Annotated in this window: 22 protein-coding genes and 1 pseudogene; 10 read left to right on the top strand and 13 right to left on the bottom strand. The window is 68.3% G+C overall.

Annotated features, from left to right (window positions below; genetic code table 11):
• Positions 1-564 precede the first annotated feature (564 nt).
• The 7 genes and pseudogenes from V5F84_RS16000 (at position 565) to V5F84_RS15970 (ending at position 8,594) form a co-directional block, all read left to right on the top strand.
• The gene (locus V5F84_RS16000) at positions 565-1,203 is read left to right on the top strand and encodes a MarC family protein (RefSeq protein ID WP_394044706.1); all 639 of its coding nucleotides are present in this window, start codon (positions 565-567) and stop codon (positions 1,201-1,203) included.
• A 125-nt stretch (positions 1,204-1,328) separates the two neighbouring features.
• The gene (gene speB, locus V5F84_RS15995; RefSeq protein ID WP_394044704.1) at positions 1,329-2,333 is read left to right on the top strand and encodes an agmatinase; all 1,005 of its coding nucleotides are present in this window, start codon (positions 1,329-1,331) and stop codon (positions 2,331-2,333) included.
• 179 nt (positions 2,334-2,512) lie between these two features.
• Complete coding sequence (locus V5F84_RS15990) at positions 2,513-3,646, top strand: ABC transporter substrate-binding protein (protein ID WP_394044702.1); 1,134 nt, start codon at positions 2,513-2,515, stop codon at positions 3,644-3,646.
• A gap of 11 nt (positions 3,647-3,657) precedes the next feature.
• A complete protein-coding gene (locus tag V5F84_RS15985; protein WP_394044700.1) occupies positions 3,658-4,713 on the top strand; it encodes an ABC transporter permease in 1,056 nt (351 codons plus the stop codon).
• Complete coding sequence (locus V5F84_RS15980) at positions 4,707-5,507, top strand: ABC transporter ATP-binding protein (protein ID WP_394044698.1); 801 nt, start codon at positions 4,707-4,709, stop codon at positions 5,505-5,507. The genes V5F84_RS15985 and V5F84_RS15980 overlap by 7 nt, the downstream gene beginning before the upstream one ends.
• A gap of 49 nt (positions 5,508-5,556) precedes the next feature.
• Complete coding sequence (locus V5F84_RS15975) at positions 5,557-6,987, top strand: FAD/NAD(P)-binding protein (protein ID WP_394044696.1); 1,431 nt, start codon at positions 5,557-5,559, stop codon at positions 6,985-6,987.
• Positions 6,988-7,246: 259 nt separating this feature from the next.
• Positions 7,247-8,594, top strand: a pseudogene (locus tag V5F84_RS15970) (LLM class flavin-dependent oxidoreductase).
• A gap of 56 nt (positions 8,595-8,650) precedes the next feature.
• Here the strand turns inward: V5F84_RS15970 and V5F84_RS15965 are convergent.
• The 7 genes from V5F84_RS15965 to V5F84_RS15935 all read right to left on the bottom strand — a co-directional run bounded on the left by V5F84_RS15965 (position 8,651) and on the right by V5F84_RS15935 (position 15,155).
• Complete coding sequence (locus tag V5F84_RS15965; RefSeq protein WP_394044694.1) at positions 8,651-9,973, bottom strand: LLM class flavin-dependent oxidoreductase; 1,323 nt, start codon at positions 9,971-9,973, stop codon at positions 8,651-8,653.
• Between the two features lie 97 nt (positions 9,974-10,070).
• On the bottom strand, positions 10,071-11,294 hold the full coding sequence (locus V5F84_RS15960) for an ABC transporter substrate-binding protein (protein ID WP_394044692.1): 1,224 nt from the start codon (positions 11,292-11,294) through the stop codon (positions 10,071-10,073).
• Complete coding sequence (locus V5F84_RS15955; protein ID WP_394044690.1) at positions 11,291-11,875, bottom strand: carboxymuconolactone decarboxylase family protein; 585 nt, start codon at positions 11,873-11,875, stop codon at positions 11,291-11,293. The genes V5F84_RS15960 and V5F84_RS15955 overlap by 4 nt, the downstream gene beginning before the upstream one ends.
• Positions 11,875-12,795: a branched-chain amino acid ABC transporter permease gene (locus V5F84_RS15950; protein WP_394044688.1), complete on the bottom strand. Its 921-nt coding sequence runs from the start codon at positions 12,793-12,795 to the stop codon at positions 11,875-11,877. The genes V5F84_RS15955 and V5F84_RS15950 overlap by 1 nt, the downstream gene beginning before the upstream one ends.
• Entirely contained in the window at positions 12,792-13,652 is an 861-nt protein-coding gene (locus V5F84_RS15945; RefSeq protein WP_394044686.1) for a branched-chain amino acid ABC transporter permease, read from the bottom strand. Before V5F84_RS15945 ends, V5F84_RS15950 begins: the two co-directional genes overlap by 4 nt.
• A gap of 1 nt (position 13,653) precedes the next feature.
• The gene (locus V5F84_RS15940) at positions 13,654-14,391 is read right to left on the bottom strand and encodes a branched-chain amino acid ABC transporter ATP-binding protein (RefSeq protein ID WP_394044684.1); all 738 of its coding nucleotides are present in this window, start codon (positions 14,389-14,391) and stop codon (positions 13,654-13,656) included.
• Complete coding sequence (locus V5F84_RS15935) at positions 14,388-15,155, bottom strand: ABC transporter ATP-binding protein (protein ID WP_394044682.1); 768 nt, start codon at positions 15,153-15,155, stop codon at positions 14,388-14,390. Before V5F84_RS15935 ends, V5F84_RS15940 begins: the two co-directional genes overlap by 4 nt.
• 218 nt (positions 15,156-15,373) lie before the next feature.
• On the opposite strand from V5F84_RS15935, the gene V5F84_RS15930 reads away from it, so the two are divergent.
• Both V5F84_RS15930 and V5F84_RS15925 read left to right on the top strand, forming a co-directional pair.
• The gene (locus V5F84_RS15930; RefSeq protein ID WP_394044680.1) at positions 15,374-16,261 is read left to right on the top strand and encodes a LysR substrate-binding domain-containing protein; all 888 of its coding nucleotides are present in this window, start codon (positions 15,374-15,376) and stop codon (positions 16,259-16,261) included.
• A 154-nt stretch (positions 16,262-16,415) separates the two neighbouring features.
• Positions 16,416-16,811: a DUF983 domain-containing protein gene (locus V5F84_RS15925; RefSeq protein ID WP_394044678.1), complete on the top strand. Its 396-nt coding sequence runs from the start codon at positions 16,416-16,418 to the stop codon at positions 16,809-16,811.
• A gap of 27 nt (positions 16,812-16,838) precedes the next feature.
• Here the strand turns inward: V5F84_RS15925 and V5F84_RS15920 are convergent, their stop codons facing one another.
• Positions 16,839-17,330, bottom strand: a complete 492-nt coding sequence (locus V5F84_RS15920) for a cupin domain-containing protein (RefSeq protein ID WP_394044676.1) — start codon at positions 17,328-17,330, stop codon at positions 16,839-16,841.
• A gap of 71 nt (positions 17,331-17,401) precedes the next feature.
• On the opposite strand from V5F84_RS15920, the gene V5F84_RS15915 reads away from it, so the two are divergent.
• Positions 17,402-18,001, top strand: a complete 600-nt coding sequence (locus V5F84_RS15915) for a TetR/AcrR family transcriptional regulator (protein ID WP_394044675.1) — start codon at positions 17,402-17,404, stop codon at positions 17,999-18,001.
• Between the two features lie 37 nt (positions 18,002-18,038).
• Here V5F84_RS15915 and V5F84_RS15910 read toward each other — a convergent pair whose 3' ends face one another.
• The 5 genes from V5F84_RS15910 to V5F84_RS15890 form a co-directional block, all read right to left on the bottom strand.
• Complete coding sequence (locus V5F84_RS15910) at positions 18,039-19,139, bottom strand: 5-(carboxyamino)imidazole ribonucleotide synthase (protein WP_394044673.1); 1,101 nt, start codon at positions 19,137-19,139, stop codon at positions 18,039-18,041.
• A gap of 3 nt (positions 19,140-19,142) precedes the next feature.
• The gene (purE, locus tag V5F84_RS15905; protein WP_394044671.1) at positions 19,143-19,625 is read right to left on the bottom strand and encodes a 5-(carboxyamino)imidazole ribonucleotide mutase; all 483 of its coding nucleotides are present in this window, start codon (positions 19,623-19,625) and stop codon (positions 19,143-19,145) included.
• Between the two features lie 74 nt (positions 19,626-19,699).
• Entirely contained in the window at positions 19,700-20,494 is a 795-nt protein-coding gene (locus V5F84_RS15900; protein WP_394044669.1) for a transporter substrate-binding domain-containing protein, read from the bottom strand.
• Between the two features lie 16 nt (positions 20,495-20,510).
• On the bottom strand, positions 20,511-21,437 hold the full coding sequence (locus V5F84_RS15895) for a lipid A biosynthesis lauroyl acyltransferase (RefSeq protein WP_394044790.1): 927 nt from the start codon (positions 21,435-21,437) through the stop codon (positions 20,511-20,513).
• Between the two features lie 35 nt (positions 21,438-21,472).
• Positions 21,473-22,495, bottom strand: a complete 1,023-nt coding sequence (locus tag V5F84_RS15890; protein WP_394044667.1) for a zinc-binding dehydrogenase — start codon at positions 22,493-22,495, stop codon at positions 21,473-21,475.
• Positions 22,496-22,507 lie beyond the last annotated feature (12 nt).

Raw genomic sequence — 22,507 nt, 5'->3', positions numbered from 1 at the left:
GCGGTCTCCCGCGCCGGCCGCCCGCCGCCGCTGCTTCCGTGAGCCACCGCACCGCCGCGCCAGGTTTCGCGCCGGTGCCGACGCGCGCCCGCGCCTTCCCGTGGGCCGTAACCCGCTTGAAAGCCAGCGAATTCCCTGAGTGCGTAGCGTGCTAGTCGACTAGCAAAGTGGTCAACTAATTTGGAACATGATGTCGCAGGCGAGTCAAGCGCATCTGATGGGCATTGGAGGGACCGGCGGCGCGGCGGCCGGTGCCTCCGGTCGGGAGGAGCAAGGTTCGTGCCGGCGAACGGATCTGTCGGCAGAGCGGATGATGGAACCATCAGCCCTCGCGGTGCCCGGCACGGTGCTTCGGCACGGTGCTTCGGCACGGAACCGGCGGCCGGGAGAAACGCCCGCGCCGTCGCCCCCGGCCGGCGCCCGCGCGGGAGGGGCTGCGACCCGCCGGCTGGAGCGGGCACAGGAGCATCGGATCGTCGGGGGAATTTGCGGGAAAGGTATCGAAGCGCGGGAAAATCGGGCACACCCTTTCCCACGGGTCGGGACGGATGAAGGGGCGCTGGAATGATCGATTTCTCATTGTCCGCGAAATTGTTCGCGGCCCTGTTTGCCATCATGGGTCCGCTCAGCATCGCGCCGATCTTCCTGGCGCTGACGGCGGATGCCACGCCCGCCACGCGGCGCAGCACCTTGATCGCCATGATCGCGACCGTGAGCATCGGCGCGCTGGTCTGCGCGCTCGCGGGGCATGCGCTCCTCGGACTGTTCGGGATCAGCGTCTCGCATTTTCGCCTCGCCGGCGGGCTGATCGTGCTGTTGATCGCCCTCTCGATGCTCAGCGGCGACGATCATCCCTCCCATCACGGGGCCGAGCAGGAGCAGGAGCAGTTCAAGTCGGTGGAAAATGCCGGCGTCTATCCGCTCGGCCTGCCGATTGCGCTCGGGCCGGGCGCCATGGCGACCATCATCATCTTCGCCCAGTCCGCGCACGAGCCGAGCGACATCGCCGCCTTCTATCTCGGCCTGATCGGCTATCTGATCTTTTTCGCCGGCGCGATGGCGCTCACGCCCTGGCTCGGGGCGCGGCTCACGCCGACCGCGCTCTCCATCTCCAAGCGTTTGATGGGCATCGTCCTGGCCGCCATCGCCATGGAGATGATCGCCGGCGGGCTCGGCGCGATCTTCCCCGGCTGGATGCGATGAGCCGAGGCCGCGCGCGTCAGGAGACGCGCCGCCCGTCGGCGGCTGCGGGTCCAGCACGCCCGCGCGCTCTTGGTGCGATGCACGCGGTGTCCTAGGCTGAGACTTGTCTTGCTTGCGGATTCCCCATGACCGAACGACCCCGCCACATGCCGCTCAGCGGCAACGACATGCCCCGCTTCGGCGGCATCGCCACCATGATGCGGCTGCCGCATATTTCCGATCCGGCGCAGCTCGATGCCGGCTTCATCGGCGTGCCGCTGGATGGGGGCACCTCGAACCGCGCTGGCACGCGCTTCGGGCCGCGCCAGATCCGCACCGAATCGGTGTTCGTGCGGCCCTACAACGTGGCGACGCGCGCGGCGCCGTTCGACAGCCTCGCGATCGCCGATCTCGGCGACGTGGCGACCAATCCCTACAGCCTGGAACGCGCGGTGGATCTCATCGAAGCCCATTTCGCCGGCATTTTCGCGAGCGGCTGCCGGCCGATGGCGCTGGGCGGCGACCACACCATGACGCTGCCGATCCTGCGCGCGGCGGCCAAGACCCACGGGCCGGTGGCGCTGGTGCATGTGGATGCCCATGCGGACGTGAACGACACCATGTTCGGCGAGCGCATCGCCCACGGCACGCCCATGCGGCGGGCGCTGGAGGAAGGGCTGGTCGATCCCCGCTGCATGGTGCAGGTCGGCCTGCGCGGCTCGGGTTATGCGGCGGATGATTTCGACTGGCAGCGCGGCCTCGGCGTGTGGGTGGTGCCGGCGGAACGCTGCTGGCATCGCTCGCTGGCGGATCTGGCGCGCGAGATCCGCACCCGCTTCATGGGGCGGCCGACCTACATCTCGTTCGATATCGACAGCCTCGATCCCTCCATCGCGCCGGGCACCGGCACCATCGAGCCGGCGGGCCTCACCTTGCCCCAGGCGCTGGAACTCATCCGCGGCCTGCACGGGCTCGACATCGTGGGCTTCGACCTGGTGGAGGTGTCGCCGCCCTACGACACCACCGGCAACACGGCGCTGATCGGCGCGAACCTGCTGTTCGAGATGCTGTGCATCCTGCCGGGCGTCACCTATCGCGACGCCCCGCACCCGCTCTCCTTCCGCCCGGACCTGCCGCCCGACTGGGTGTAGGGGCCGATTGCCGGTCCTTCGATCCGCGCCGATGACCTCGCAAGGAGGACCGGAACCAGCCTGGCCGTGACGATACGAGGCACGGGCGTGGCGGCGGCGCATGGCGCGCATCTTTATTGTTGACTCAATCCATCGATATTATGAAATATAACCCGACTGATGATTTCGGGGATGGGTCGATGCCTGGTTTCGATGATGACAGTGACGCGGCGGGCACGGCCCGCGCCTCCGGTCTGACGCGCCGTGCGCTGCTGCGCTATGGGGCGACGCTCGGCGCGGCGATTCCGCTGGGGGGCTATGGCGGGCATGTGCTCGCCTCCAGCCTTATTCGCCCGCCGACGTCGGTGAGCGGGCTCGCGGATTTCCCGCTCTGCCTCACGGCGGCGGATGGCACGCCGGCCGCGAGCGGGCCGCTCAAATCCATCAAGCTCGCCTGGAACGCCAGCGCCATCTGCACCGCCGCCGCGCCGGTGGCGAAGGATACGGGCATCTTCGCCCGCAACGGGCTCGACGTGGAATTCGTGAATTTCGGCGGCTCCACCGAGCAATTGCTGGAGGCGATCGCCACCGGCAAGGCGGATGCCGGCATCGGCATGGCGCTGCGCTGGCTCAAGCCCCTGGAGCAGGGGTTCGACGTGCGCATTACCACCGGGGTACACGGCGGCTGCCTGCGCCTGCTCGGCGCGCCGTCCGCCGGCACCACCACGCTGGAGAGCCTGAAGGGCAAGACCATCGCCATCGCCGACCAGGCGGGGCCGGCGAAGAATTTCTTCTCTATCCTGCTGGCCGAGGCCGGCATCGACCCGTTCAAGGACGTGGAATGGCGCCAGTATCCCGCCGAGGTGCTGCCGCTTGCGGTGGAGAAGGGCGAAGCCCAGGCGCTCGCCGACAATGACCCGCGCACCTGGATCTTCCTGAAGGATTCCAAGGGCAGCCTGGTGGAGGTGGCGACCAATCTCACCGACAAATATGCCGAGCGCTCGTGCTGCGTGCTGGCGATCCGCGGCAGCCTGATCCGCGACGACAAGCCGACCGCCGCCGCCCTCACCCGCGCCGTGCTGGAGGGAGGCCACATCGTCGGCAGCGACCCGGCGCTCGCCGCCAAGAGCTTCGCCGATTACGGCGGCAAGGGCTCGATCCAGGATCTGGTGGACATGCTCAAGAGCCACACCCATCACCACCATCCCGCCGGCGCCGCCCTGAAGCAGGAGATCGCCGCCTATGCCGACGAGCTGAAGCTGGTGAAGGTGTTCCGCAAGACCACGGATTCCGCGAAGTTCGCGGACAAGGTCTATTTCGACGTGCTGAGCTGAGGGGTGCGCCCATGAGCGACCGCACCCTCGACGCACCCCTGACGGCCCAGCATGCGGAAAGCCGAGGAGCGCACCTTGCGGCGCACCCCGCGGCGCGCCCGGCCACCGCATCGGCACCCCCCGCGCGCTTCTGGTCCGGCGGGCTGATCGCGGCGGCGGCGTGGGCCGGCGCCGGCGCCTATACCGGCCTCGTGCCGGATGCCGACGACTATGGCTATACGCTGGAATTCGCCTATGGCCTGGCCGCCCTGGGCGGGGTGCTCGCCCTGCTGGCCCTGGCCTCCCCCCGGCTCGGCGGGCGGCTCGTCCGCCTGCGGGCCGCCGTGCCCTGGCTGGTGGTGCTGCCGCTCGGCGTGCTTGCCTGGGAGGCGATCACCGCCAAGCTCGGCCTGCTGCCGCGCCCGTTCTTCGTGCCGCCCCAGGCGCTGCTCGAAGTCTATCTGGAGGATTGGCCCAAGCTCGGCCTCAGCGTCGTGCATTCGGTGAAGCTTCTGGCCTGGGGCTATGGCATCGGCGCGCTGGTGGGCGTGACGCTGGGCGTCTCCATCGGCTGGTGGCGCATCGCCGGCTATTGGGCCCATCCGGTGCTGCGCTTCATCGGCCCGCTGCCGGCGACCGCATGGCTGCCGGTGGCGTTCTTCCTGTTCCCGTCGAGCTGGAGCGCCAGCATCTTCCTGATCGCGCTCGCGACCGCCTTCCCGGTGACCATCCTCACTTGGTCCGGCATCTCCAGCGTGAACAAGGATTATTACGACATCGCCCGCACCCTCGGTGCGAGCCAGGTCTTCCTGGTGTCCAGGGTCGCGGTGCCGGCAGCGCTGCCGCACATCTTCGTCGGCCTGTTCATGGGCCTCAGCGCCTCGTTCGCGGTGCTGGTGGTGGCGGAGATGCTGGGCGTGAAGGCCGGGCTCGGCTGGTACCTGCAATGGGCCCAGGGCTGGGCCGCCTATGCCAACATGTATGCCGCGCTGCTGGTGATGGCCCTGATGTGCTCCAGCCTCATCACCGCGCTGTTCCGCCTGCGCGATCACGTCCTCTCCTGGCAGAAGGAATTGGTGCGTTGGTGAGCGCTGCCGCCGTCAAACACACGCCCGCGGGCGCCGTCGCCGGCATCCGCCTCGATGTCTCCAACGTCAGCCACAGGTTCGAGCTTGAGGGGGCGCCACTGCCGGTGCTCCAGCAGGTGAGCTTCTCGGTGCAGCCGGGCGCGTTCGTCGCCCTGCTGGGGCCGAGCGGGTGCGGAAAGTCCACGCTTCTGCGCCTGGTGGCGGGCCTCGACCATCCCACCGCGGGAACGGTGAAGGAAGATGACGGGCCGATCACGGGCCCCGATCCCTCCCGCATCCTGGTGTTCCAGGACCCGACCCTCTACCCGTGGCGTACGGTGGCGGCGAACGTGGCGCTGGGGCTGGAGGCGCGGGGCCTGCTGCGCAGCCAGCGCCACCGGGTGGAAGCCGCGCTCAATCTCGTGGGGCTCGCGGATTTCGGCAGCGCCTATCCCCGGCAATTGTCCGGCGGCATGGCCCAGCGCGTGGCGCTCGCCCGCGCTCTGGTGAACGAACCGCGCCTGCTGCTGCTGGACGAGCCGCTCGGCAAGCTCGATTCCCTCACCCGCATCACCATGCAGGGGGAATTGCTGCGCCTCTGGCAGGACGCCAATTTCACCGCCCTGCTCGTCACCCACGACGTGGAGGAAGCCCTCTTCCTGGCGCAGCGGGTGATCGTGTTCACGGACCGCCCGGCGCGCATCAAGGCCGAGGTGATCGTGGACGTTCCCTATCCCCGCCATCGCGGCGACCCGCGCCTCGCGGCGCTGCGCCACGAGGTGCTGGCGCTGCTCGGTCTCGACCAGACCTGGTGAGCGCGCCCGCGCCGGCCCCCGTTTCGACCAGCCGAAGAAAAGGCACGTCATGTCGCAAGCAAGCAGACCCGCGATCGTCATCATCGGCGGCGGCCTCGCCGGTGTCCTGGCGGCGATCAAGATCATCGACGCCACCGCGACGCCGCTGGACATCGCGATCGTGGAAAGCCGGGCCGAACTCGGGCGCGGCATCGCGTACAGCACGCCGGATCCCGACCATCTGGTGAACGGCCCGGCCCGCGTGTTCAGCCTGCATGCGGATCGCCCCGAGCATCTCACCCAATGGGTGCTCGCCAATGCCGGCCGGCGCGGCTGGGCGCCGGACGAAGGCGCGCCGCCGGGCGACGCCTTCCTGCCGCGCATCCTCTATGGCGATTATGTGCAGGACGAACTGGCCCGCGCGCTGCGCGACGGCGAGGGGCGGGTGCGTTTCCAGCATGTGCGCGACACGGCGGTGGATCTCGCGCCCGCGCGCCTCGGATACGCGGTGCACCTCGCCTCGGGGGCGGCGCTGGCGGCGGACCAGGTGGTGCTCGCCACCGGCCTGCATGCGGCCGAGCGCGGCATCCGGATCGGCGCCCGCCTGCGGGACAGCGGGCGCTATGTGGGCGACGTTTGGCGCGACGGCGCGTTCGCGGGGGCGGAGCGCGACGGCGAAATCCTGCTGCTCGGCACCAGCCTGACCACGCTGGATGCGCTCATCAGCCTGGAGAAGCAGGGATTCCGCGGCACCTATGTCGCGATCTCGCGGCGCGGGCAATTGGTCAACCGGCGGCGCGAGGTGGAGCCCTGGGCGAATTTCCTCGATGCTGCCGCCTTGCCGCGCCGGATCGGCGACCTGCTGCGCCTGGTGCAGCGCGAGCGGCGCGCCGTGGCGGCGGCCGGCGAGGACTGGCAGCGCCTGACGCCGGTGCTCAAGCAACACCTCATCGGCCTGTGGGCCGGCGCCAGCGATGCCGAGCGGCGGCGCTTCGTGCGGCACCTGCGGGTGTTCTGGGACGTGAGCCTGCATCGCGCGGCCCCGGGCTCGATCGCATTCCTCGAACAGGTCCAGGCGCAGGGCCGCTTCCGGCAGGTCGCCGGCACGGTCACCGATCTGGCGGCGGCGCCGGACGGGCGGGTCGACGTGGTGGTGCGTCCGCGCGGCGCATCCGCGCCCCAGACGCTGACGGTGGACCGGGTGGTGAACGGCCTCGGCCACGATTTCGACTGGCGGCGCATCGCCCATCCCCTGGTGCGCAATGCGGTCGCGCGCGATCTGGTGCGGCCCCATCCCACCGGCTACGGCATCGCCGCCGATGCCGCGTCCGGCGCGGTGCTGGATGCGGCCGGCCGCGCCTCGCAGAGCCTGTTCGCCATCGGCCATCCGCTGCGCGGCGCCTCCTGGGAATCGAGCGCCATCGGCGAGCAGGTGCTGGGCGCGACCCGCCTCGGCGAGACATTCGCCAAGCTGCATGCCGCCCGGCGCGACGTTGCCTAGGCCCGGTCCCCTTCCGCATCCGGCCCTGGCGGCCGCGCTCCGGGCGGGGACGCGGCGCCCGGCGTGCGCCGCCGAAATTCATCCGCGACGCTTCGCCCGAACAGGCGGTTTCGACCGCCGAAAAGGCGCGGAGAAGCCGCCCTGAACCGATGTTCGTCCACCGCAAGTCATTGTTTCACGTGAAACATTTCACCCAGCCCAGGGCATGTCGAGGCATCGCCCCAGGCCGATTTTCCGCCCTCATCACCGGGAGGTTGCCATGACCGCTCAAGACCGCCAGCTCACCCTCAATCTCTTCCTCTATCCCGGCGGCCATCACGAAGCCGGCTGGCGCTACAAGGGCTCCGCGCCCGAGCGGGCGTTCGACATCAGCTATTACCAGGATCTCGCCCAGCGGGCGGAGGCGGCGAAGTTCGATGCCGTCTTCTTCGCCGACGGCCCGGCCCTGTCCGACGACGTGCGCTATGCCTCGCGCTTCCGCTTCGAGCCCATCACCTGGCTCACCGCCATCGCCGCCGTCACCAGCCGCATCGGCCTGATCGGCACCGCTTCCACAACCTATTACGAGCCCTACAATCTCGCCCGCCTGTTCGGCACGCTCGACCACATCTCCAAGGGGCGCGTCGGCTGGAACATCGTCACCACCACGGCGGCGGACGCGGCGCTGAATTTCGGCCTGCCCCAGCACCCGCCGCACGGCGATCGCTATGCCCGCGCACGCGAATTCGTCGATGTGGTCACCAAGCTGTGGGACAGCTGGGAGGACGGCGCGGTGGTCGCCGATAAGGAAAGCGGCGTGTTCGCCGACGGCGCGAAGATCCATCCCATCGACCATCACGGCCCGCATTTCGACGTGCGCGGACCGCTGAACATCCCGCGCGGGCCGCAGGGCCGGCCGGTCTATGTGCAGGCCGGGTCCTCGCAGGATGGCCGCGCCTTCGCCGCGCGCTATGCCGAGGCGATCTTCACGGCACACCAGACCCTCGCCAGCGCCCAGGCCTTCTATGGCGACATCAAGGGTCAGGCGCGGGCGCTCGGGCGCGGGCCGCAGAGCATCCGCATCCTGCCGGGCCATCAGCCCCTTCATCGGCAGCACGGAAGCGGAGGCGCAGCGCCTGTCGGACGAGTTCGATGACCTGATCCAGCCCGCCTATTCGCTCAACCAGCTCAAGCGCCTGATCGGCCTCGACCTCTCCGGCCATGACCTCGACGCGCCGTTCCCGCGCCACCTCATCGACGCCGGCAGCAATGTGGCGAGCCGCTTCAAGGTGGTGCTGGACATCGTCGACCGGGAGAAGCCGACCCTGCGCCAGCTGATCCGGCGGCTCGCGGGCGCGCGCGGGCACTGGGTGAAGGTCGGCACGCCCGAGCAGGTGGCGGACGCGATCCAGCTCTGGTTCGAGAGCGGCGCCGCCGACGGCTTCAACGTGATGCCGCCCTGGTATACCGGCGGCTTCGACATCTTCGCCGCCGAGGTGGTGCCGATCCTGCGCAAGCGCGGCCTGTTCCGGGAGGATTACACCGGGACCACCCTGCGCGCGCATTACGGCCTCGCCCGCCCCGCCGCCGGCGAGGGGATCGCGGCGCCCGTCGACCAGGTGGCCTGACGCGCGCCCTCGCGCAGCCCTGGAGCCCAACCCGGTCGGATCGCCGCGCGATCCGGTCAGGTCGCCTGGCTCAGCAGGTCGCGCAGGGTCCCGCCGGGATAATCGCGCCGCAAGGCGCCGCGCGCCTGCAGCAGCGGGACCACCTGGTCGACGAAGTCGTCGAACGTCTCCGGCAGGAAGGCGGGCGAGATCACGAAGCCGTCGGCGAGGCCGGACTCGACGATACCCGCCAGTTCGTCCGCCACGTCCTGCGCCGTCCCGACGATACGCGGGCACATGACGCCGCGCCCATAGACCCGCCCGGCTTCGGCGATGGTCATGGACCCGTCGGGGGCGATGCTGCGCAGCGCCGCGAAATTGCCCTGGCTGCCGGAGACCGCGATCTCATCCACCCGCGCATCCAGCGGCAGGCTGGAAAAATCCGCATTGGCGTGGGCCGCGAGCGTGGAGAGGCCGACGCGCGGATCCACCAGGGAATCATGCAGGTCGCGCTTTTCCTCCGCCTCCGCCCGGGTGCGGCCGATGAAGGGCATCACCGCCATCAGCACCTTGCTGGCATCCGGCGCGCGCCCGGCGGCCTCCAGTGCGGCGCGCACATCGCGGGTGAACACCCCCATGCGCTCCCGGTTCGGCTGCAACGCGAAGATCACCTCCGACCAGCGTGCCGCGAACGCCTTGCCCCGGCCCGACGAGCCGGCCTGGATGATGACCGGCCGGCCCTGCGGGCTGCGGGGAATGTTCAGCGGCCCGCGCGACTGGAACCATTTGCCCTGGTGGTTCACATAATGGACCTTGTCGGGGTCGGCATAGATGCCGTTGGCCCGGTCCAGCACCAGCGCGCCGTCCTCCCAGCTGTCCCACAGCTTGAAGGCGACCTCCATGAATTCGTCCGCGCGGTCGTAGCGCTCGTCATGGCCGAGGTGCGGCACGGACCCGAAGTTCAAAGCTTCCCCGTCATTCATGGAGGTGACGACGTTCCAGGCCACCCGCCCACCGGAGAGATGATCCAGCGTCGCGAACTCGCGGGCGATGTTGTAGGGCGCGTCATAGGTGGTGGAGCGCGTGGCGCCGAGGCCGATATGCCGCGTGACCGCCGCCATGGCGCCGAGCACCGGCATCGGATCCATGCGGGTCGCGTCCTGGTCGCCGAGCCGGATCCCGGTTTCCAGGCTCTCGCCATAGCGATCGGCGACGGCGAGGCGGTCGGCGAAGAACAGGAAGTCGAACTTGCCGCGCTCCAGGGTGCGGGCGATGTGGGCGTAATGTTCGAGGCTGAGGAAGGCGGTCTCGTGCGCCGGATTGCGCCAGATGGCGTGGCTGTGCACCACCGGCCCGGCGATCAGGAAGCCGCACAGATGCATGGGCTTGGGATGTGTCATGAGGTTTCTCCCAGCGGCCTTGAAGGCGCGCGTTCTCGTTGCGCGCGGAGGCCTCCGCGCGCTGCTGGTGGTCGGGCTGGAAGCGGCGTCTAGCGGATCAGGAGATCACGCCGACGATGGTGTTCTTGCCGCCCTTGACGACCTGCACCAGGAACGAGCGATTGATCTGGTCGCCCCGGGCATCGAAATCGCAGCTCGCTCCGGCGCCCACGAACTTGATCTTCTTGCCGGCGCGGATCAGCTCCAGCCCCTTCACCACATCGTCCACTTCCTCGCCGGGCGGGTTGCAGACCTCGGGAATGGACTTGGCCCAAACCAGGGCGTCGCTGGATTTGGCATGTTCCATGGCCAGCGCGGTGACGCAGATCTGGTCGTGGGCATTGCCGGCGAACAGGAATACGGTGCCGGCCGGAGCGCCCATCTCTTTGACGAACTTCTTGTAGGAGGGGGTATCGAGCGGCGGCGCGGGCTGGAGATGATAGATGCCCTCCGCCACTTCCGGCCCGACCGCCTGGAGGAACTTGCCTTCCGCATCGGCGCCGATCGAGAGCGCGACGATCTTGGACTTGAAGCCGCCCCGATAGACCTCCTTGGCGATGGAGGTGAAATCGGTCAGCAGGGACAGGCAGAACACGCCGTCGGGATCGCCGCCGAAGGCCTTTTCCACCTCGGCGCGATAGGAGGGCTGGTCGGGATTGTACATCACCACGTCCAGAACGCTGCCGCCGAGCTTGGCCATCTCCGCCTTGAAGGGCTCGATCATCGCCACCACGAACGGATTCTGCTGCGCCAGCACCACCACCTTCTTGGCGCCGATGGAATTCATCACCTTCGCCCCGGCCGGGCCCCAGGACGTGCTTTTCGCCTGGAAGCGCCACACGAGGCCGCGGGTGTCGCCGTCGGTCACCGCATTGGCCGAGCAGGAAACCATCTGCACCTTGTTGGCGGCCAGGATGATGGGCTTGGCGGCAAGCGCGATCGGGCTGCCCCAGAAACCGCCCACCAGCTCCACTTTGTTGACTTCCAGCAGCTTCTTCGTGGCGGTGACGCCGACCGTCGGATTGGTCTCGGAATCCTCGATGAACAGCTTGAGCTTGCGCCCGCCGAGGATGCCGCCGGCGTCATTGACCTGCCCGAGAACCAGCTCTGCGGCCTTCTTCATGTCCGGCCCATAGGGGCCGGTGGCGCCGGAGAAGGGCAGCACCATGCCGAGCGGCACCTCTGCGGCCTGGGCGAACGCCGGCAGCGCGGCGCCGACGAAGGGCAGGGCGCCGAGGCCGGCAACGACCTGGCGGCGGGTGAGACGCGGCGACGGGCTCATGGCTGTTCTCCTGTGGAAGTGGGCGAGGGGGCGGGATGAAGGCGAAGCGCGGCCTCGGCCACGCCGTCGTCGATCTGCAATGCGTCGTTGAACCGGTTGAAGAAGCCGCAGAGCGCGATGCGCAGCGTCAGCTCGACGATCTGCGCTTCCGAGAAATGCGCGCGCAACTGGGTGAAGACGCCGGAGCGGATGCCCCAGGCGCGTTCCGTCACCAGCCGCGCATAGTCGATCACCAGGCGGTCGACCTCGTCGAAAGCTTCATGCTCGGAATCGGGAAGTCCCTCGATCGCGTCGGCGGGAATGCCTTCCACGGCGAGCAGCGGCGCGTGGTGCGAGACGCAATAGGGGCAGGCATTCAGCTTGGAGACCACCACCACGGCCAGCTCGATGTAGCGCCAGGGCACGGCCTCGCGCGCCCGCAGCTCCATGAGCATGCGGTAGATGTGGTCGAGCGCCGGGGGCACATGGGCGAGCACCGCCGCCTGATCGGCGAAATCGGCATAGCCGCCGGCGAACTGCTCGTACACCTGCGCGATCTCGGGCGGCAGGGCCGTGGGGGGCAGCGGGGTCACGCGGGGCATCAGCCGTCTCTCTTCGCATCGGGAAAGAATTCGCGCGCGCGCCGGCGCGGCTCGGCCACAAGGCCCTGCGGGCGCAGGATCAGCAGCAGCACGATGCCGATGCCGATCATGCCGAGCCGCAGCGCCGACAATTGCGCCCCGTCGATGGACGGCACGAGATCCTTGAGGAACCGCGTCGCCTCCAGCAGCGCCATGATCGAGCCGGCGCCGAACAGCAGGCCGAGATTGGATCCGCGCCCGCCCGCGATCACCGCCATGAAGGCATAGGCGGTGATGATGGGGGTGAACTGGCTCGGGTCGATATAGGTCAGGTAAAAGGCGTGCAGCGCCCCGGCGAGCCCCATAATGGCCCCGCCGACGGCAAACGCCCGCACCCGCAGCGCCAGCACCGGCTTGCCCAGCGCGGATGCCACGGTGGCATCGTCCCGCACCGCCCGCAGCACCCGGCCGAAGGGTGAGCGCACCAACAATTCCAGCAGCACGAACACCACCAGGACAAGGCCGATGGCGAAGGCGAGGATCACCCCGTCGCCTCCGCCCGGCGGCGTGATGGCGGCGAACGGGCGCGGAATGTCCGCGATGCCCAGCGCCCCGCCGGTCAGCCAGCCCTCGTTCAGCAGCAGGATCCGCACGATCTCGCCGAAGCCGATGGTGACGATGGCGAGATAATTCTCCTCCAGCCGGATGGACAGCAGCGCCAGCGCCATGGAGATGGCGGCGCAGAGCACGGCGGAGAAGATCAGCGCCGGCAGCCAGCCGATATGGGGGGCGGTGATCGCCACCCCATAGGCCCCGAGCGCCACGAAGCCGGAGACGCCGAAATTCACAAGGCCGGCGAGGCCCCATTGCAGGTTCAGGGCAAGGCCCACCAGGGCGGCGACGCTGACCAGGATGACGAGGGTGACGAGATAGGCGCTCATTTGCGCACCGCCTTGGCGCCGAACAGGCCGTTGGTGCGGAACAGCAGCAGCAGCAGGATGACGGTGAAGCTCACCGCCTGCCGGTAATTGGTGGGCAGCACGAGGGCCGACATTTCTTCCGCGATGCCGATCATCAGCGCGCCGGCGACCGCGCCGAGCGGGCTGCCGAGCCCGCCCAGGATGGCGGCGGCGAAGATCGGGATCTGGTAGTTCCAGCCCATCAACGGGTCGATGGCGCGATCGAGCCCGGCCAGCACCCCGGCGACACCCAGGAGCGCGCCGGTCAGCGCCCAGGCGATGCGCGCGACGGTGCGCCGCTCCACGCCGCGCACGGCGGCAAGGGCGGGATTGTCGGCCACCGCCCGCATGGCGCGGCCGAGGGGCGATGCGGTCAGCAGCACGTGCACCAGGATCAGCGCGACGATCACCACGCTCGCCGTGACGATCTGTTCCTGATTGATGCGCACGCCCTGCCAGCGGATCGGCCGCGCGAGGGTGACATCGAAGCTGCGCGCGGCATTGCCGAAGAAGAAGCGGCAGATGTTCTCCACCACCAGCGAGACCCCCATGGAGGCCACCAGCAGCGTGATGGAGCCGCGCTCGCGCAGCCGCTCGAACACCAGGGCATCGGCGACGATCGAGGCCAGCGCCACGCACAAAGCGGCAAACGCGGCGGCGAGCGGCAGCGGCCAGCCGAACTGCACATTCGCGACGAAGCCCGCATAGGCCCCGAAGGTAAGCAGGGCGCCGACCGCGAAATTGGCGAACTTGAGAATCCCGAACACCAGCGTCAGCGCCAGCGCGGGCAGGGCGAGGAGCAGGCCGGTGACGAGGCCGTTCAGGAACAGCTGCGCCATGTCAGGCCGCCTTCCCGAAGAATAGGCCGGCGAGATCGGCGGGCACCACGTCCGCCGCCGGCGCGCGCAGGCTGAGGCGTCCCGCCACCAGCACCACCACTTCGTCGGCGATCTTCAGGGCGGCGGAAACATTCTGCTCGACCAGGACGATGGAGACGCCGGACAAGCGCACCCGGGCGATGGCCTCCATGGTCTCGCCCACGATCTTCGGCGACAGCCCGGCGGAAGGCTCGTCCAGCAGCAGCACTTCCGGATTGGCGAGCAGGGCGCAGGCGAAGGCCAGCATCTGTCGCTGGCCGCCGGAAAGATTGCCCGCAAGCGTGCGGGGCCGGGCGGCGATTTCGGGAAACAGGCTCAGCACCCGTTCCTCCTGCTCGCGCCCGATGCCCGCGCGGCCGCGCAGGAATTCCGTGGCGAGCTTGAGATTCTCGCGGATCGTGAGGCTGCGGAAGACATTGGCCTCCTGGGGCACATAAGCGAGGCCGGCGAACACGCGGCGAGCGGGGGAGAGAGCGGTGACATCGCGTCCGGTCACCGAAACGGATCCCGCACGGGCCGGCAGCAGGCCGGCGATAGTCTTGACGAAGCTGGATTTTCCCGACCCGTTGGGGCCGATCACGGCGATGATCGTTTCCGCCCGCTGGGTGAAATCGATGCCGCACACGATGTCGCCGCCGCGGCCATAGCCGGCGCGCAGCCCCTGGATGCGCAGGGCATCGGTCTCCGCGTTTCCGCTCATGCCGCGAGCCCCAGATAGGCGTCCACCACGCGGGGATCGGACGTGGCCTCGGCGAAGGTGCCGGAGACCAAGGTCCGCCCCTCGGCCAGCACATGGACATGGTCGCAGACTTCGCCAACGAGATGCATGTCGTGCTCGACGATGCCGAACGACAGGCCCTCCGCCTTCAGCTCGCGCACCAGGCGAATGATCTCCTCGCGCAGCGGCGGGGAGACGCCGGCGCCGGGTTCGTCCAGCAGGAGGAGCCTCGGCTCCAGCAGCAGCGCGCGGGCCACCTCCAGAAGCTTCTTCTGGCCGCCGGAAAGGGCGGCGGAGGGCTGGTCCGCCAGCTTCCACAGGCCGACGCGTTCGAGCAAGGCGCGGGCCTTGGCGGCATTCTCATGCTCCTGCGCCCACCATTTGCGCCGCGCGACCACGGCGCCCAAAAGGCCTTCGCCGATCTGGCGCGGCGGGGCGAGCAGCAGATTCTCAAACACGGTGAGGCTGGAGAGCTCGCGTACGATCTGGAAACTGCGCACGACGCCGAGCGCCGCCATGCGATGGGCGGGCAGGCCCGTGACATCGACGCCATCGAAGGTGACCGTACCCGCCTCGGGCTTGGCGAGCCCGGTGAGCGCGTTCAGCAGGGTGGTCTTGCCGGCGCCGTTGGGTCCGATCAGCCCGGTGACCTCGCCCTTGCGAAGCGACAGGCTGCACCCGTCCAGGGCCGCCACGCCGCCATAATGCTTCACCAGCCCCGCCACGTTCAGAAATCCAATGGCCATCAACAAACCCCTACGTCCATAGATCTTATTGATTATAAAATCGGGCCTGTCGACTGCCCTTTCTGGTTGCATGAGCTCATTTGATTCAGATCAAGCTTTGTGCATATGCCTACGTTTTAAACAGGTCATTCCAGAGTGTTTCAAATTAAAGCCGTGATGAGCGAAGCAATCAAATTTATATTGCTTTGTGAAAAGCAAATTAATATTTATTCAAACCCATGGCGCGCCCCCTCGAAATCACTTTGCTGCGCACCTTCGTCCTGCTGGTCGAGGAGCAGAGTGTGACGCGCGTGGCGCGTCGCCTCAATCGAACGCAACCTGCGATAAGCCTTCAGGTGAAGCGGCTGGAAGAGGCCGCCGGCCGCTCCCTGTTCGAGCCCGACCTGCGCCATCTGCGGCTGTCGCGCCATGGGGAGATGTTGTTGCCCTATGCGCGCACCATGCTGCGCATGCATGAGGAAGCGCGCCTGCGCCTCGCGGCGGAGGAGATCGAGGGGCGCGTGACCCTGGGCTGTCCGGATCTCTATGCCGCCTTTCTGCTGCCGCAGACCCTGGCGAGCTTCCGCGCCAGCTATCCGGGGGTCGAGGTGACCGTGCGGTGTGCCCTGTCCCGGCAATTGGCGCAGGATATGGACGACGGCGTCATCGACATCGCCCTCGCCACGCGCATGCCCGGCGTCGCGCCGAAAGTGGCCCGCGGAACGGTCCTGCGCGCGGAGCCCCTGGTCTGGCTGGGTGCGGAGAATGGCAGCGCCCATCGCGAGGATCCGTTGCCGCTGGCCATGCTTCCGGAGGGCAATCTGTATCGCGACTACGCGCTGGCGGCGCTGAACGAGCAGGGGCGCGCCTGGCGCATCGCCTGCGTTTCAGAAAGCATTGCCGGCATGCAGGCCATGGCGCTGGCGGATGCGGCGATCATCGTGCTGGCCCATTCGGTGCGCAGCCGCGGGCTGGTGCGGATCGGCCCGGCGGACGGCCTGCCGATCCTGCCCTCGGTGGACCTGATCCTGTGGGAGCGCCAACCCGGCCTGCTCCAGGCGGCCGATTACCTTGCCGCGCATATCGCCCGCAACATGTCAGTCGGCGCCGCCCGCAAGCGTGGCTAGGGCCCCTTTAGGAGGGGACGCGAGCCCCGCTGCCGAACTTGATGCGTCCGCTCCGGCTGCCCTGCGCGACCGCCTGCGACATTGGCCCTCATTGCCCGACTAAATTGAATGTATATTATATGCAGTCAAATAACGCATGTGACTGGATACGATCATGGCCACTCCCTCCTGGCCCGCCTTGTCCCCCCTGGAAACCGGCTTGCGCGGGCGCTGTCCCCGGTGCGGGCAGGGGCATCTGTTCAAGGGGTTCCTGACGCTCGCGCCAAAATGCGAGGTGTGCGGCCTCGATTATTCCTTTGCCGATCCGGCCGATGGTCCCGCCTTCTTCGTCATCTGCTTCGGCTGCCTGCCGTCCACCCTGTTCGCGATCTGGCTGGAAGTGGCCTATCAGGCGCCCTATTGGGTCCATCTGGTGACGACGCTGCCGCTGCTTCTGCTCACCTGCATTCCGCCCCTGCGACCTCTGAAGGGGTGGCTTGTGGCGAGCCAGTATTTCTACAAGGCGGAAGAGGGAAAACTGATCCCTCTGCCGAAGATTGCTCCAAAATGAATGGATTGCTTCGCCCGAATGACAGGATCATTCGGGCGGCAGCATCGTGATGCCATAGCGCTCCGCCACCTCGATCAGTTTCGGCACGTCCGGAGGCTGGGGCGGGGGAAAGGCGAGGGGGCCGGCCGCCGGTTCGCCCGCTTCGAGGAAAAATTGTTCGTGCAGGCCGCCGGGCACGTTGATGATCAGCATGCGCGCGGTTTCGCTGCCCGCATTGCGGAAGCCGTGGGCGGTTCCGCGCGGCATGTAGACGAACGAGCCCGGTCCGTGACGGCTGGTCTCGCCATCGCGAAACACCTCATATTCGCCTTCCAGCACATAAAAGGCTTCGGCGTCGGCGCTGTGGACATGGGGCGGCGTGAACGCGCCGGGCGCGGTGGCGGCCTCGACGAGCGAATAATGCCCCTCGGTCTGCGCGGCGATGCCCTTGAAGGTCACGATGGTGCCGAGCAGGTGGATGGATGATCCGACGCGCGGCGGCGCCGCAGCGGCAAGCGCGGCGGGAGAGAGAAGCGTCACGGCTTGTGCCCTTTCTCGAAGTTTGATACAAAAATCTCATAACGAGACAAATGTCTCATAAGAGGTTTGCCTTGGATCGTCAACCTTCGAGCGAACGGCTGGCCCAAAAGCAGCGCACCCGCGCCGCCCTTCTTGGCGCCGCGCGGCGCCTCCTGGCGGAAGGCCGCACGCCAACCGTCGGCGAGGCGGCCGATGCCGCCGATATCTCCCGCGCCACCGCCTATCGATATTTCTCCACCGCCGAAGCCCTGGCCCAGGAAGCCCTGCTCGACGCCATCGCAGAGGAGGTGGACGGGGTCATGCTGGATGCGGGGCTGCGCGCGCTTGCTCCCGCCCGGCAGGCGGAGGAGGTGGTGGTGAGCGTGCTCGCCATGGTGCTGCGCCACGAGGCCCTGTTCCGCACCTATCTCGCCCTTGCGGCCGCCGGGCAGGGCACGAGCCGGGGCGGTCGACGCGTGCGCTGGATTTCCGAGGCGCTCGCCGGCATCGCCCCTTCCATGCCGCCGCAGGCCTTCACGCGCCTGATCAACGCCCTGTCGCTGCTCGCGGGGATCGAGACCCTGGTGGTGCTGAAGGATATCTGCGGCCTCGATCCGACCGAGATCGAAGGCACCGTCCGCTGGATGGCGCGCACGCTGGTCGTCGGCTCGCTGGGCGCAACGACGCCGTGAGGCCCCGGGCGCGGCCGTTTCCAGCGGCGCGCGGGTCTCAGCAGGTCGAGGTCGGCGACACGCGGCCGTCGAGCCGCAGCCGGTTCACATGGCCCATCTTGCGGCCGGGGCGGGCCTCGTCCTTGCCGTAGAGATGCAGATGGGCGCCCGGCTCGGCGAGGATCTTCGCCCAATCGTTCGCATCCGCGCCGATGAGATTGATCATCTGCACCGCGCCGAGGCGGGATGCATCGCCGAGCGGCCAGCCGGCGATGGCGCGGACATGCTGCTCGAACTGGCTGGTGACGGCCCCGTCCTGCGTCCAATGGCCGGAATTGTGCACCCGGGGCGCGATCTCGTTGACGATCACCCGCTCGCCCGAGGCGGCGGAGGTGATGAACAATTCCACCGCGAACACCCCCACATAAGAGAGCGAACCGGCGATCTTGCAGGCGATGGCGTGCGCCCGGTCCGCTGCCTGCCGGGACATGGCGGCCGGCACCGTGGAGGTGTGCAGAATGTGGTCGCGGTGGACGTTCTCGGTCACGTCATAGGCCGCGAACGCATCGTCCACGCAGCGCGCCGCGATCACCGAGACCTCGCGCGCGAAGGTGACGAAGCCTTCGAGGATGGCGCTCTGCGCCCCGATGGCCTGCCAGGCGGCGCGTAGATCGTCGCCCGGGCGGAGCGTCACCTGCCCCTTGCCGTCGTAGCCGAAGCGGCGGGTTTTCAGCACCGCCGGCAGGCCGATGGCGGCAGCCGCCGCTTCCAGGCCGGCGAAATCGTCCACGGCGGCGAACGGCGCGGTCTCGATGCCGAGGCCACGCACGAAGGTCTTTTCCAGCAGACGATCCTGGGTGATCGCGAGCGCCTTCGCGCCAGGCCGCACGGGCACGCGCCGTTCCAGGAATTCGGCCGTGGCCAAGGGCACATTCTCGAATTCATAGGTGACGACATCGCTCACCCGCGCCAGCTCGGCGAGGGCGGCCTCATCGTCATACGCGGCGCAGATATGGCCGTCGGCCACCTGGAAGGCGGGGCTGTCCTCGTCCGGGCACAGGATATGGGCCTTCAGGCCCAGCTGCGCCGCCGAGAGGGCGATCATGCGGCCGAGCTGTCCCCCGCCGAGGATGCCGATGGTGGAACCGGGCTTCAGCATGGATCAGACCGGGCAATCCGCGACCGCGGCGGTGCGCTCGGCGCGATAGGCGTCGAGCCGGGCGGCCAGCGCCTCGTCGGTGAGCGCCAGCACGGCGGCTGCGAGCAGGGCGGCGTTGGTCGCGCCGGCCTTGCCGATGGCCAAAGTGCCCACGGGAATGCCGGCCGGCATCTGGACGATGGAATAGAGGCTGTCGAGGCCGGACATGGCCTTCGACTCCACCGGCACGCCGAACACCGGCAGCGGCGTCAGGGCGGCGACCATGCCCGGCAGGTGCGCGGCCCCGCCGGCGCCCGCGATGATGACCTTGAAGCCCTCCGCTTTCGCCCCCTTGGCGAAGGCGAACATGCGCTCCGGCGTGCGGTGTGCGGAGACGATGCGCACATCCTTGCCGATCTCGAGTGCTGCGAGCGTTTCCGCAGCGTGCCGCATGGTCTCCCAGTCCGACTGGCTGCCCATGATGACGGCCACCGGCCGCGAACCCATATCGATCATCCCCGAAAAAAGGAAAGCGCGGCTTTATAGGATAAGGGGTCGAGGGGCAAGGGTGCGCATCGGGTTCAGCGCATATGGGCGGCGCTGATGCGCGCGAAGGTGCCGTCGTTCAGCCGCAGATGGAGCCACTGGTCCACGAACGCCTTGAACACGTCATCGCCGCGCGGCAGCAGATAGGCTTTCTCGGCGAAGGTGAAAGGCGCGTCGGGATGCACCGCGCACAGGCCGGGATGGCGCTTTTCCTGGAGCCGGGTTTCCACCGCGTCGGTCATCATCACGTCCGCCCGGCCGGCGAGAATTTCCTCGAAGATCAGCGTGTTGTCGGGAAATTCCCGCACCTGCGCGGCCTTGAGCGCGGAACGGGCGAAGCTCTCGTTCGTCCCGCCGGGATTGACCACCACCCGCACACCCGGCTGGTCGATGGCGGCGAGGGTCTGGTATTTTTCCACATCGGCGCAGCGCACGATGGGCGTCTTGCCGTCGCGCAGATAGGGAATGCTGAAATAGGCCGCCTTCTGGCGGGGCAGGGTGATCGAAATGCCGCCCATGGCGATGTCGCAGGCATCGGCCGCGAAATCGGTCATGAGCGTCGGCCAGCCCGTCTTCACGAAGCGCGGCTTCGCCCCGAGCGCCGCCGCGAGATCCTCCGCGAGATCGATGTCGATGCCCTCGAACTTGTCCGTTCCCGCGATCGCCAGGGTGAAGGGCCGGTAATCGCCGGTGGTGCAGATCCGCAGCGTCCCGGAGGCCGCGACGGCATCGAGCCGGCTGCGGGGCGCGTCCGCGGCCGTGGCGGGCAAGGCGCCGACGGTCGCGACGCAGAGCGCGAGCCAGCCGGCGAGGAGGTTCCGCTTGGTCATGCCCCGGTTCTCCCCTCTAGCGCCAGCGGCGATGCAGCCAGAGCCATTGGCCGGGATATTCACGGACCCAATCCTCGATCACCGCCGTGACCGCCTGCATGGCGCCCTGCACGTCGATGCGGCCGTCCGCGTCCCGCGGCAGGGCGACCTCTTCCGTGATCTCGATGCGGAACCGCCCCTTCGGCAGGCGGATCACCCGCATGCCGTGCACCGGGCATTCGAACTGCCGGGCGAGGCGGGCCAAGGTGGGATTGGTGGGGCAGGGGCGGCCGAAGAAATCCACCATCACGCCCTGGCCCCAATATTGGTCCACCAGCATGCCGATATGCTGGCCTTCTTCCAGCATCCGCGCCATCTGCCGGCCGGCATTGCGGTTGGCGCGGATCAGGCCCGGCATGGTCTCCGCGCGCATGTCCTCGATCAGCTTGGCGGCCTTCTGGATGTTGGGCGCGCGATAGAGCACGCCCCCCTTCACCCCGAGCTTACCGCCGGTGATGGCGTTCAATTCCCAATTGCCGGTGTGGGAGGTGAAGAACAGGGCCGGCTTGCCGTCGTCCCGCAGGCGGGCCATCACCTCGGTGCCGACGATCTCGATGCTCCCCTTGCCGGGATGAACCGGGTCATAATCCCAGATCCGGTCAAGATGGGCGAATTCCGCCGACATGCGGCCGAGATTGTCCCAAACCCCATCCAGGATCCGGCGGATCTCGGCGTCGCTCTTTTCCGGGAAGGCGCGGCGCAGGTTCGCGCGGGCGACCCGGCTCACCAGGAAGAACGGGCCCAGCAGGCGCGCGAGCGTGCTCACCACCGCCGACGACCAGGAGATGGGATAGAGCCGCGACCACCACACCAGCACCCGCACGAAGCCGACGATGAGGCTCTCGGCGATCGGCGCCAGCGCATGGCGCACCCGCCGCACCAGACGGCCCCATAGAATCTTCAGCGGCGACACGGGCCAGTTTCCTCAGGAGGCACGGATCAGAAGCGGACGATGATCTTGCCGAACACCTTGCGGCTCTCCAGGCGCTCCAGCCCCTCGTTGAAGCGCTCCAGCGGCACCACCGTGTCGATCACCGGCTTCACGCCGCGGCCCATCTTCTCCAGGCCGTTCGCGACATTGCGGATGGTGGCGCCGAACGAGCCGAAGATCTTGTACTGGCGCTGGAACAACTGCATCAGGTTCATCTGCACGCTCACCCCGGAGGTGGAGCCGCAGGTGACGAGGCGCGCGCCGGGCTTCATGGAGAGCAGGGAGGCGTTCCACGTGTCGGCGCCCACATGCTCGAACACCACGTCCACGCCCACCTTCTTGGTGATCTTGCGGACCTCGTGTTCGAACCGGTCGACGCGATAATTGATGACATGGTCCGCGCCCAGCGCCTTGGCCTTTTCCATCTTTTCGTCGTCGCCGACCGTGGTGATGACGGTGGCGCCGATGTCCTTGGCGAGGCGGATGGCGGCCGAGCCGATGCCCGAGCCGCCGGCGTGCACCAGCACGGTCTCGCCGTCCTCCAGCTTGGCATTGTCGAACAGCATGTGCTCGACCGTGGAGAAGGTGATTCCGGCGCAGCCGGCCTCCTCGAAGGAGACGCCCTCGGGGGCGGGAATCACCAGCCGCTCGGGCATGTTGATGACATCGCGGGCAAAACCGTCGATGTGGAAGCCCAACACGCCGCCGACATTCTCGCACAGATTGTCGCGGCCCTTAAGGCATTGCTTGCAATGGCCGCAGGTCATGGCGCCGTACATGGCGACGGTCTGGCCGACTTTCAGCCCGCGCACGTCGGCGCCCAGCGCCACCACCTCGCCGGACGCTTCCGCGCCCACCACCAGCGGCATCTTGCGCTTGGCGAAGGCCATGCCGCGCCAGCCCCAGACATCGATATGGTTGAGGGCGAGGGCCTTGACGCGGATCTGCACCTCGCCCGCGCCGGGGGCGGCGGGCTCGGGCATGTCGACGATCTGGAGATTGCGGTCGGAGACGAGCTGAAGGGCGCGCATTTTGGTCCTGAA

It is taken from the genome of Roseixanthobacter liquoris, assembly GCF_043195135.2.
GTDB lineage: Bacteria > Pseudomonadota > Alphaproteobacteria > Rhizobiales > Xanthobacteraceae > NCEH01.
This window is presented reverse-complemented; position numbering and strand designations above follow the sequence as displayed.

Excerpts from the sequence above, each read along its gene's own strand:
- V5F84_RS16000 (WP_394044706.1), top strand. The coding sequence starts at position 565 with ATGATCGATTTCTCATTGTCCGCGAAATTGTTCGCGGCCCTGTTTGCC.
- speB (WP_394044704.1), top strand. The coding sequence starts at position 1,329 with ATGACCGAACGACCCCGCCACATGCCGCTCAGCGGCAACGACATGCCC.
- V5F84_RS15990 (WP_394044702.1), top strand. The coding sequence starts at position 2,513 with ATGCCTGGTTTCGATGATGACAGTGACGCGGCGGGCACGGCCCGCGCC.
- V5F84_RS15985 (WP_394044700.1), top strand. The coding sequence starts at position 3,658 with ATGAGCGACCGCACCCTCGACGCACCCCTGACGGCCCAGCATGCGGAA.
- V5F84_RS15975 (WP_394044696.1), top strand. The coding sequence starts at position 5,557 with ATGTCGCAAGCAAGCAGACCCGCGATCGTCATCATCGGCGGCGGCCTC.
- V5F84_RS15965 (WP_394044694.1), bottom strand. The coding sequence starts at position 9,973 with ATGACACATCCCAAGCCCATGCATCTGTGCGGCTTCCTGATCGCCGGG.
- V5F84_RS15960 (WP_394044692.1), bottom strand. The coding sequence starts at position 11,294 with ATGAGCCCGTCGCCGCGTCTCACCCGCCGCCAGGTCGTTGCCGGCCTC.
- V5F84_RS15955 (WP_394044690.1), bottom strand. The coding sequence starts at position 11,875 with ATGCCCCGCGTGACCCCGCTGCCCCCCACGGCCCTGCCGCCCGAGATC.
- V5F84_RS15950 (WP_394044688.1), bottom strand. The coding sequence starts at position 12,795 with ATGAGCGCCTATCTCGTCACCCTCGTCATCCTGGTCAGCGTCGCCGCC.
- V5F84_RS15945 (WP_394044686.1), bottom strand. The coding sequence starts at position 13,652 with ATGGCGCAGCTGTTCCTGAACGGCCTCGTCACCGGCCTGCTCCTCGCC.
- V5F84_RS15940 (WP_394044684.1), bottom strand. The coding sequence starts at position 14,391 with ATGAGCGGAAACGCGGAGACCGATGCCCTGCGCATCCAGGGGCTGCGC.
- V5F84_RS15935 (WP_394044682.1), bottom strand. The coding sequence starts at position 15,155 with ATGGCCATTGGATTTCTGAACGTGGCGGGGCTGGTGAAGCATTATGGC.
- V5F84_RS15930 (WP_394044680.1), top strand. The coding sequence starts at position 15,374 with ATGGCGCGCCCCCTCGAAATCACTTTGCTGCGCACCTTCGTCCTGCTG.
- V5F84_RS15925 (WP_394044678.1), top strand. The coding sequence starts at position 16,416 with ATGGCCACTCCCTCCTGGCCCGCCTTGTCCCCCCTGGAAACCGGCTTG.
- V5F84_RS15910 (WP_394044673.1), bottom strand. The coding sequence starts at position 19,139 with ATGCTGAAGCCCGGTTCCACCATCGGCATCCTCGGCGGGGGACAGCTC.
- purE (WP_394044671.1), bottom strand. The coding sequence starts at position 19,625 with ATGGGTTCGCGGCCGGTGGCCGTCATCATGGGCAGCCAGTCGGACTGG.
- V5F84_RS15900 (WP_394044669.1), bottom strand. The coding sequence starts at position 20,494 with ATGACCAAGCGGAACCTCCTCGCCGGCTGGCTCGCGCTCTGCGTCGCG.
- V5F84_RS15890 (WP_394044667.1), bottom strand. The coding sequence starts at position 22,495 with ATGCGCGCCCTTCAGCTCGTCTCCGACCGCAATCTCCAGATCGTCGAC.